We start from the raw sequence: 9,506 nt of genomic DNA, 5'->3' as shown, positions 1-9,506 counted from the left end.
CCCATTTTTTGACCTCCCGATGGATCGACGATCTGTTCCTTTCGAGCCTATCGGCGATGTATGAAATCGATCTTTTTTCGGCAAGTAAAGTTTGTATGATGACTCTTTCTTCGAGTTTGAGGCGTGTTCTTTTTTTGTCCATAAGGCAGCAAATCTAAGGATTAGACTTGTTGCATTAAGTTATTGAATTGTCCCGATGCTGACAAAATGCCTGCTAACGTTAGGCCGCTTCACGCCGTTGCCGATCAGAGCGGACTGAGTTCTCTCTGCCGAAGATAATGTTTCTTCGTGAAACCGCAACCTCCGGCTACCGAAAACCCGGCAATGGCTTGAAACGGCGGTTGAGCGCCGTTCACTCGCTTAGTAAATATTGATAGGCATTCCATAAAGAACTCTTATTTTTTCTCCGTTTAACTTTCCTGCATTCCAATTTGGAGACAATTTGAGAACTCGAATAATTTCGTTTGAGATTATTGGATCAATGTCTTTTTTATAAAGTTCAATATTGGATAATGTTCCATCGATTTCTACGACAAAGCGCACAAATATTTTACGTTCCGTTTTAGGTGCATCGCTTGGTATTTTTAGATTTTCATTGATGAATTTGTACATTTTTCCAGGCCCGCCAGGAAAACTCGGATGAGTATCTATTTTATCTAAATTTAAAATTGGTTTCTCGTTTCTTATGGAGTCATTATTTTGTGAAGCAGCCTTAAAAGAGAAAACAAATAGAATTACTGTAATTATTATTTTCATGCAATTTTTCATATTTACGACGTTTTTACGAATGGCGCTCAACGTTTCGCGCAGTTACGCAGGAGCGTCAGAGCGAACTGAGTTCTCTCTGCCAAGATAAAACATTCTTCGTGAAAAACGAACGTTCAACTTACCGAAATCCAGCTCTTGCTTAACTGCGCTGTTATAAGCAGGCCTTCTGTCTGTCGAGGTTGTTAAGTCCTTGTCTGCTGTGAGTTTCGCTGTCATTGTCGAGTTGCGAATGAGTCTGTTTGTGTCGGCTGTAGGTAGCGGCTTTAAAAATTTTAGAAGGGAAGGAAATTTAAAAAAATAATTTTTCTTTGGGTGGTAAAGGTGTAAGCTTTTTTGCAATTTTTGGTCTGTGCGTTGGCTTGTGCGAAACGAAGTTCACGAACACTATAAATAAGCAATAGTGAGTAATTGCAAATGTGCTTACACCTGTGTGATGGCTATTTTCTTCTGTTAAGCTTTTCTTTCGCTGTGTCCACTAAATAATAAACCATAGGAATTAAAAACACAGTCAAAATTAGGGATGATAGAAGTCCACCAATGATTACCCAAGCAAGACCGTTTTTCCATTCGGCTGCTGTTCCTGTTGCCATTGCGATAGGAAGCATTCCAACAACCATTGAAAGCGTTGTCATTAAAATAGGTCGCATACGACCTTTCCCAGCAATGACTAAGGCTTCTTTGAAATGTTTACCTTCTGCTTTTAATTGATTAGTAAAATCGACAATTAGAATAGCGTTTTTTACCACTAAGCCCATTAGCATAATTAACCCCAATAAGGCGAATAAACTCAGATTGCTTAACGACAAATTCAATGCGAAAAACGCCCCAATTGCTGCTACTGGTATAGAAAACAACACTACAAATGGATAAACAAAACTGTCATATAGTGCTACCATAATCAGGTAAATCAGCAAAAATGAAATGAGTAAAACAGAACCTAATGCTCCAAAACTATCATCTTGTCTTTTGATGTCGCTACCCCAAGTCATCTGTATTTCGTTTGGCAATGGATTTTCTTTGAGATATGCTACTACATCGTCTGCTACTGTTCCTGATGGTCTGCCTAAGGCATCTGCTGTAAGTGTAACGGATGGTTGTCGGTCTTTACGTTCCAATAAGGATGGAGAATTACCTTGCACAACAGTTGCAAATTGTGAAACCTCCATTGGCATTCCCATAGGATTAATAATAGAAAGTTGTTGAACATCTTCAAAATTTCGTCTGCTAAATTCATCTAACCAAATTCGCACAGGATATTCCGTTCCGTTTTCGGTTAAAGTCGCATCATCATTTCCTGTAAATGCAGTTCTTAGGTTTAATCCAACATAAGCGGTTGTTAAACCCAATCGTTGCATTTTATCTTTGTCGGGAATTATTTTGTATTCGGGATTACCTGCTTCAACGGATAAGCGAACATTATCCGCACCTGGAATTTTTTCGATTACCGTTTTCAATTCATCGCCTGTTTTCATCACCAAATCCAAATTGCTACCGCTTAACGTAATTTCGATTGGTGCTGAACGTGGAATTAAACCCAAAGCCGCCATTGAATAATTGATACTCGGAAATTTTGACTTTAGTTCTTCCCGAAGATTTTTCATAAATGTTTCGGTAGGCAAATTATTCAATTCCTTTTTGGATTTTAGTTGAATTGTAAATTCAGTTTTATTTGCTGAACCTACACCCAAACTTCCAATGCCTGTGCTTGGTCCGCCAATGTTGCTGAATACTGTTGCTACTTCGGGTTGTTGAATAATGTATGTTTCAATCTTTTGAGCAATTAAATTGTTTTGATGTATAGAGGTGGACTTATCAAATTCTAATGCCATTCTAAATTTACCTTGATCGCCTGTTGATATTAATTCTTTACCAATAATTCCTTGTTTCATAATACCTAAAGTCATTGCAAAAAGCATAAGAACGATACCTGTAAAAGCTAATTTATGGCTCAATACCCATTCTAATCTTCGACCATACCATTCATTAAAGTTTTCTAATTGAACTTCAAACCAAAGTAAAAAACGATTGAAATAATTAGTGGGTTGCAAATCTTCTTTTTTGCCAATACGAGAAGCCATCCAAGGCGTTAAAGTAAAACCAACCAACAAACTGGTGAGTGTGGAAGTTATTACCACAACCGAAAACTGCTTGAGCATATCAGCAACAAACACTTGTAGAAAAAGAATAGGCAAGAAAACCACAACGTCAACCAAGGTGATTGACAATGCTGCAAAGCCAATTTCCATTCTGCCGTCCATTGCAGCAGATCGCTTGTCTTTTCCTTTGTCTAAGTGCTTTTGAATGTTTTCTAAAACTACGGTAGCATCATCTACCAAAATACCAATGATTAAAGACATTGCCAGCAATGTCATTAAGTTTAAGGTGTAACCCAAAAGCCACATTACAGCAAAGGCAGTAACTAATGAAGTTGGAATAGCTACCAAAACAATTAGTGAATTTCTAAAACTTCTTAAAAATAAAAGCATTACCAAAGACACCAATATCACAGCTAAAATCAAATCAAAAACAACGGAATTAACGGCTGCAATCGTGTTGTCGGTGCTATCGTCTGCAATAATAAATTTCACACCCGAACTTGCATTTTGTTGTTCAATGGATTGAAATTTCTCCCGAACCAATTTTGAAACATCTACTGCGTTTGCATCACCTTGCTTTTTCAGCATTAATCCAATGCCGTTTTTACCATTATAGCGACTGATGGAAGTTGTTTCCTTTATGCCATCTATAACATCTGCTATGTCTTTTACATAAACAGGACTTCCTATAACTGGCATTGCCACCTGAACATTTTTAATATCCTCAATAGATGCGAATTTTCCCGTTAATCGAACTGAATTACTTTCTTCTTCGGTTTGCACTTTTCCAGCGGGTAAGTCTAAGCCCGAACGATTAATTGCTTCAACAACCTGAACTACTGATATTTTATACAATTTCAGTTTGTCCTGATTTATTTTTACTTGTATTTCTCTTTCCTCTCCACCTAAAACAGTAATCTCTGCTACACCCTTTATTTGTTGAATTTGGGGCAGATAATCATCTTTCATTTTTTGATAAAACTCTGTGGCAGACAAATCACTTGTTGCACTGATGGACATTATCGGCAAATCATTTGGCGAAACTTTACTCATTACAGGACTTAAAATATCCTGTGGTAAATCTTTGCGAATGTTGTCAATGTAGCGTTGTGCGTCTTGCATTGCCTTATCCAAACCTGTCCCATATTTTAGATTGGCTATGATGATAGAAGCATTGGGCAATGATTTTGTAACCAAGTAATCTACACCCTCCAAGTTGGATAAAGCATCTTCTATTTTTCGTGAAACGGATGTTTCTACTTCGTTTGGTTCGGCACCAGGGTAAACAGTTTTAATTACAACTACGGGCTGATTAAAGTCGGGCATTAACTCGTAACTCAAATTTTTATACCCGATAAATCCTAATAAAGTAAATACGCTGAAAAGCACTATTATCAGCGAAGGACGTTTGATTGATATTTCTGTAATATTCATTTTTCGCTGATTTTATTTAACAGTTACATTCGCCCCATCAAAAAGATTGATGAAGCCATTCGTTACAATTACATCACCTTCATTTAATCCATTTGAAACAACAGCTTTGTTTTGTGTCCTTTTTGAAATAGTGATGTTTTGCAAAAGGGCTTTGCCATTTTTCACAACATAAACCTGTGGTTGGTTATCTGTGCCTTGTATGGCAGATGACGGTATGATAATTCCCTTTCCAGACGTTTCACTTTTGAGGAAAACTTTACCAAACATCCCAGATTTTATTTTCAAGTCCGATGTGTTATTTACCATAAACTGAACTGGAAAACTACTGCCCATATTGGCTTTACTACCAATCATGATAGCTTTGCCATTTAATGAAATTTCGGGATAGGCATCTGAACTAAGAGAATAGTTTTGATTGATTTTGAATTTACTCAATTCATTTTCCGGAACATTTACAGTGAATTTTAGCATTGAAATATCTGTAATTTGAAGCAATGGAACTCCAGGTGCAGCAAAGGCCCCTTCTTCACTATGCTTTGCCGTAACTACACCGCTAAAAGGTGCTTTAATAGTAGTTTTGTTTATCTGCTCCAACAAAGTAGCTTTCTGAACTTTTGCAGATTTCAAACCTAATTCCGCCTTTTCTAATTGAACACCTTGAATGGCATCTGCTTTAGCCAAAATGGTATAGCGGTTTACATCTGCTTCTAATCCTTCTATTTGCACTTCAATAGTTTGCAGTTGCAATTTCAGCAATGAATTATCCAATTGAATTAAAGTTTGACCTTTACTTACAACACTTCCGACATCAACTAAAATGGTGTTAATTTTCCCTTGTAATTCGGCACTTATTTTTGTTTCCTTGTTGGGCTCAAATGTGCCTGAATAAGAAAATTCTGCATTCACATTTTCAAGTTGCAATGTATCTACTTGAACATTAATAGCTTGTTCTTTATCGTATTGATACACTTTACTCTGCGTAATTTCCTTGTTTGTTTTCAACTTAATTACCACAATGGCAATTATCACCAACGGTATGATGACGTATAGCACTTTTTTTAGGATTGATGATTTTGTATTCATTGTGATAATTATTTGATTATTGAAATATTTCCAGTGAGTTTTTTTAGTTCTAAATCTGCTTTTAGGTAATCAATTACAGCAGATAGATAAGTTTGTTGTGCTTCTCGTAAAGCATTGTCAGCAAGCAAAACATCCGTTAAGCTTGCCGTTCCTTGTTTCTGTTGAAGAACGGTTTGCTCATAGATTGTTTGAGCTAATTGAATTTGTTCAGTTGTGGTTTCTACAGATTTTTTAGCAATTTCTCTTTGCATTCGAGCATTTTCAATCTGCATATTATTTTGTTCAGTAAGCAATCCAAACTGAAGTTCATTGTTTTGAAGTTCCAATGTTTTTTGATTGATTTTTCGTTGAGTAACTGTTCCGTTAAATAGCGGATAGGTTAATTGAACACCTGCAAAACCAATCGGATAAAAATCAAGGAAAGAAGCAGGTTGTCCGTTATAACCAAAGCCTGTTGTGCCATACATTCCAATAAGATTAAGCGAAGGCAAAAATCTTGATTTGTTTAGTGTGCTTATTTCAATTGACAATAAACGTTTTTGAGTTTTTATAATACGAATATCTAAAGTTGATGAAGATGTGTATTCATTTGTGTTTTGATATTGAATGTTTGCTTCAATTTGCAGATTTTGTTCAATAGAAATACCCATAGCAAATTTCAAGGCATTTAGAACCTGCTCGTATTTGCTTTTGATGGTTTCCTTTTGGGTGGTTAATTGTGATACTTGTAATTTTACCTTGCTTACATCTGTTCCTTTGACAAGCAATTGTTCATTGAGCAATTGCATATTTTTCAGAAGCCTTTCTGCGTTAATCAAATTACTGTCAATAAATGCCAATTGGTGGTGCAAGATTTGGGCATTGTAATACAAATTGGAGATTTCAAAATAGATTTGCTCCTCCGTTTTTTGATACTGCAAGTCTGTCAATTCCGAAGCAATTTTAGTAGTTTGTATGGCTCCATAAACTTGTGGATTATACAAAGGCATTGATAGTTGCAAATTGGCGTTGATGTTATGCGGAACTCCAAACTGAATTGCTCTATATTGACCTTCTGGAACTGCTGGATTAAAAGCATTTATTGGAAGCAGTTGATAGGGTAAATTATAGTAATATCTGTAGTCTGCATTTGCTGTAACTTTAGGAATTAAATTGGCTTTGGCTTCTTTCTCTCTTTGTTCACCAATGGCCATATTGTTTCTGCTCATTTGCAGGTTTTTATTGTGAACCTGTGCTGTATCAATACATTGTTGCAAAGTCCAAGTTTGTGCTTGTGCGGATTGAAAGCCTCCTATTATCAATAATAGAACAAAATAATGTTTGTGAATATTCGCTAACTTCATTGGTCAAATTTTTTTTACTTAATGAGTATTAATTGACTTTCAATTGTTCCTACAACCCAATGTTTTACCATTGGTTCAATATTTATAAAGTCACCTGACAATAGTGTTTCCATTATCCCTTTTTCATTTTCAAAAATCACTTCTCCTTCCACGCAAATCAAAAGTGCTGGTGTTTTGGTGATATGCTCTTTTAATTTCTCGCCTTTCAAAATTTGGATAGCTGTTGCATTACCCAGGTCACTTTTGAAAAGAGAAGTTGCTGAAACTGGTTTTTCTTGTGTATGTAATTCTTTTATGTTCATTGGAAATATTGGTTAAATGTTGAAAATGAAGTTTGTATGTTTTTAAACTGCTCTGATGCTTCGGTTTCGTTTTTAGCTTCTGAAAGTTCCTTTACCATATCAATGTATGGCAAAAGCCACTTATGAAGTTCATCGTGTGCTTTGCCTTTCATTGTGCAATTAGATGTAAGTAAATCAATATTGGTTTGTAGTTTTTCAGCTAATGATTTGAAGTCTTTTTGCTCAACATTAGCGAAGTGATTAATATCATTTTCCATATTGCGAATATGTGTTATCATATTGGCATCAACTTTCCATTTTTCGCCATTGTTGAGTTCAATTGCTTCGCTTTCATCATCGTGATGATGATTATTTTGTTCGGCAACTTCTGTTTGATTATTTGATTTCTCGTTTGTGGAATTGCCACAACTGTATAGCAATAAGCTACCTACGGCAAATGTTAAGATTAATTTATTCATTATGATTATTATTTAATTGTTTATTGATAGTGAAAAATGCAATGATTGCAAATACAAACGTTACCGCTATTCTGAAAATCATTGCACCAACAGTTTTTGTTTCATAAATGCCACCTGAATTGATGTGAATTTTAAGACCGATAAAAGCGGCTATCAGTATGAGTGTTGAAATTACTAAGAGTGTAGCTGTCCATCTTTTGTTTTTAATAAACCCATAAGCTGCAAAAATATATAGAATGCTACTGATAAAATTTGACCAAACCACAAACAGAACATAATTGCCCTCTTTGGCTCTAATACCAAACAAATCAAAAATTACAGATGTGCTTAGGAATAAAGTAAGCAAGCCAAACCCAGCGAGGAGAGTTGCAAATAAATATGGAAGTATTTTCTTCATTTAGATTTGATTAATGTTAATACAGATTGTATCATATTGTCACCGTTTCGAGTAATGTCAAATTGAAAATTTGCAACTCTCCATTTAAACATTTGCAGTCTAAAAGTTCCCATCACGATATGCATTAACTCATCGGATGTAATTGCATTAGTAAAAACCTTCTTTTGTTGACCTTCCAGAATAATAGGCATCAGGTGTTTCATTTTTACACCCATTATTTTCAATATTGTTTCATTGATGCGTTGGCTTTCTTCCATTAATCCGTCAGAAAAAACTGCCACTACAAAATGCGGATGCTTTTTAAAAAATGAAAATTGATTTTGAAATAGCGTTGTAAATTTTTCTTCGGCTGATTGTTCACTTGAAATCGTATTGGTATAGCGTTCATCCATACTCTTAGCAAGATATTCAAGTAAGGCAATAATGATTTCTTCCTTGCTTGTAAAGTGCCTGTAAATAGCACTTTCAGAAAACTTCATTTCTTTGGCAAGGTTCTTTATAGTTAAGCCACTAACCCCTGAAGTGGTGAGTATTTTTCCTGCCGCTTCAATAATTTCAAGTTGTCTGTCAGATATTGTTGCTATCATTTCAAATGTATGTTAGTGAGTATTCACTCTGTAAAGGTAATTGATTTATATTCACACTTGCAAGTTTTTTTGAGCAAACTTTAAAATGTGACGAAAATCTTCTTGGTGCGGTGGTTAATTGGCTCTTTTGGGGTTTGCCTGTGTGTTGGGTTGTGTGAGGGGGCAAACCCCAAATGTGCCAATGCGGGCTGACTAAAATTATTTTTTTAAATGTGCGGTGGGAAAAATTTTTAAAACAAATGCGTTGGCTTGGGTGTCCGCAAACTTGTCTGGTCGGTGTCGAGTTACAGCGAAATGGTCAACCGATTTTTTGTCGCCCGAAAGTTAGTTTGAAAGTCAAAAGTCTGGACGTTTTGTTGTCCGTCTTACGGTTGCACGGTCGTCTTTTAGGCTTGCTTATAACGTTAGGCCGCTTCACGCAGTTGCCGATCAAAGCGGACCGAGTTCGCTCGGTGAAGATAAAACATTCTTCGTGAAAACCAAGCGTCAACTTACTGAAAACGCGGCAATTGCTTGAAACGGTGGTTAGCCGTTCGGTTCCTACACTTTGATATGTCCCCAATTTTCTCCGCTTTTTATTCTACAGACTTGCATTTCGCTTATCCCAAATTGTTTCGCCAACATTTTGATTCGCGTTTTTCTTTCCGGATCATTAAGCAATTTTTTCAAGTGTATAACTTTTGTAGAGGTAAGTTTTCTGCCGTCAGCTTTAATTCTGTATTCACGAACCTTGGCTCCAATGTTCATTACATTCGGATTTTTCATGCGATGTTCTTTCGCTTCTTGCGCTGTTGCCCATTTTAGATTTGTGACGATGTCATTATCGCGGGAATAATCCAAGTGAATTACATGCACGCATTCTTCAGAAGGCTTTGGCAAAAAGAGTTCAGCAACAAGTTTGTATACAAAAAGAGTTTTGCCGACGGTCTTTCCTTTTTTGTTTTTAATATTGAAACGCAACGTTTTGTAACCGCTGGCGTTGCCTCCATTTAGCAATTTGCCGTCTTCGATAGTATTCTCAAAACTGATAATTCTTCC

At 36.1% G+C, this 9,506-nt stretch carries 10 protein-coding genes; all 10 read right to left on the bottom strand.

What is annotated here, in order from left to right; genetic code table 11:
• A partial coding sequence (locus tag BLP55_RS17475) for a helix-turn-helix domain-containing protein (RefSeq protein ID WP_139149613.1) occupies nucleotides 1-142 on the bottom strand: 142 nt, incomplete at its 3' end.
• 218 nt (nucleotides 143-360) lie between these two features.
• Complete coding sequence (locus BLP55_RS15750; RefSeq protein WP_139149760.1) at nucleotides 361-756, bottom strand: energy transducer TonB; 396 nt, start codon at nucleotides 754-756, stop codon at nucleotides 361-363.
• Nucleotides 757-1,205: 449 nt separating this feature from the next.
• Nucleotides 1,206-4,298, bottom strand: a complete 3,093-nt coding sequence (locus BLP55_RS15745) for an efflux RND transporter permease subunit (protein WP_091147014.1) — start codon at nucleotides 4,296-4,298, stop codon at nucleotides 1,206-1,208.
• Nucleotides 4,299-4,310: 12 nt separating this feature from the next.
• Nucleotides 4,311-5,381: an efflux RND transporter periplasmic adaptor subunit gene (locus tag BLP55_RS15740; RefSeq protein WP_091147011.1), complete on the bottom strand. Its 1,071-nt coding sequence runs from the start codon at nucleotides 5,379-5,381 to the stop codon at nucleotides 4,311-4,313.
• Between the two features lie 8 nt (nucleotides 5,382-5,389).
• A complete protein-coding gene (locus BLP55_RS15735; protein WP_091147007.1) occupies nucleotides 5,390-6,724 on the bottom strand; it encodes a TolC family protein in 1,335 nt (444 codons plus the stop codon).
• A gap of 14 nt (nucleotides 6,725-6,738) precedes the next feature.
• Complete coding sequence (locus BLP55_RS15730; RefSeq protein WP_091147003.1) at nucleotides 6,739-7,026, bottom strand: cupin domain-containing protein; 288 nt, start codon at nucleotides 7,024-7,026, stop codon at nucleotides 6,739-6,741.
• Nucleotides 7,023-7,484: a hypothetical protein gene (locus BLP55_RS15725; protein WP_091147000.1), complete on the bottom strand. Its 462-nt coding sequence runs from the start codon at nucleotides 7,482-7,484 to the stop codon at nucleotides 7,023-7,025. Before BLP55_RS15725 ends, BLP55_RS15730 begins: the two co-directional genes overlap by 4 nt.
• On the bottom strand, nucleotides 7,477-7,881 hold the full coding sequence (locus BLP55_RS15720) for a hypothetical protein (RefSeq protein ID WP_091146998.1): 405 nt from the start codon (nucleotides 7,879-7,881) through the stop codon (nucleotides 7,477-7,479). Before BLP55_RS15720 ends, BLP55_RS15725 begins: the two co-directional genes overlap by 8 nt.
• The gene (locus BLP55_RS15715) at nucleotides 7,878-8,468 is read right to left on the bottom strand and encodes a TetR/AcrR family transcriptional regulator (protein ID WP_091146996.1); all 591 of its coding nucleotides are present in this window, start codon (nucleotides 8,466-8,468) and stop codon (nucleotides 7,878-7,880) included. Before BLP55_RS15715 ends, BLP55_RS15720 begins: the two co-directional genes overlap by 4 nt.
• A 540-nt stretch (nucleotides 8,469-9,008) precedes the next feature.
• Nucleotides 9,009-9,506: hypothetical protein (locus tag BLP55_RS17095; RefSeq protein WP_091146994.1), on the bottom strand; the 498-nt coding region annotated here is incomplete at its 5' end.

It is taken from the genome of Flavobacterium caeni, from assembly GCF_900101895.1.
Lineage (GTDB): Bacteria > Bacteroidota > Bacteroidia > Flavobacteriales > Flavobacteriaceae > Flavobacterium > Flavobacterium caeni.
The sequence above is the reverse complement of the archived record's forward strand: the minus strand, read 5'-3'. Positions and strand labels throughout refer to the sequence as shown.

Excerpts from the sequence above, each read along its gene's own strand:
- BLP55_RS15715 (WP_091146996.1), bottom strand. The coding sequence starts at position 8,468 with ATGATAGCAACAATATCTGACAGACAACTTGAAATTATTGAAGCGGCA.
- BLP55_RS15725 (WP_091147000.1), bottom strand. The coding sequence starts at position 7,484 with ATGAATAAATTAATCTTAACATTTGCCGTAGGTAGCTTATTGCTATAC.
- BLP55_RS15730 (WP_091147003.1), bottom strand. The coding sequence starts at position 7,026 with ATGAACATAAAAGAATTACATACACAAGAAAAACCAGTTTCAGCAACT.
- BLP55_RS15745 (WP_091147014.1), bottom strand. The coding sequence starts at position 4,298 with ATGAATATTACAGAAATATCAATCAAACGTCCTTCGCTGATAATAGTG.
- BLP55_RS15720 (WP_091146998.1), bottom strand. The coding sequence starts at position 7,881 with ATGAAGAAAATACTTCCATATTTATTTGCAACTCTCCTCGCTGGGTTT.
- BLP55_RS15735 (WP_091147007.1), bottom strand. The coding sequence starts at position 6,724 with ATGAAGTTAGCGAATATTCACAAACATTATTTTGTTCTATTATTGATA.
- BLP55_RS15750 (WP_139149760.1), bottom strand. The coding sequence starts at position 756 with ATGAAAATAATAATTACAGTAATTCTATTTGTTTTCTCTTTTAAGGCT.
- BLP55_RS15740 (WP_091147011.1), bottom strand. The coding sequence starts at position 5,381 with ATGAATACAAAATCATCAATCCTAAAAAAAGTGCTATACGTCATCATA.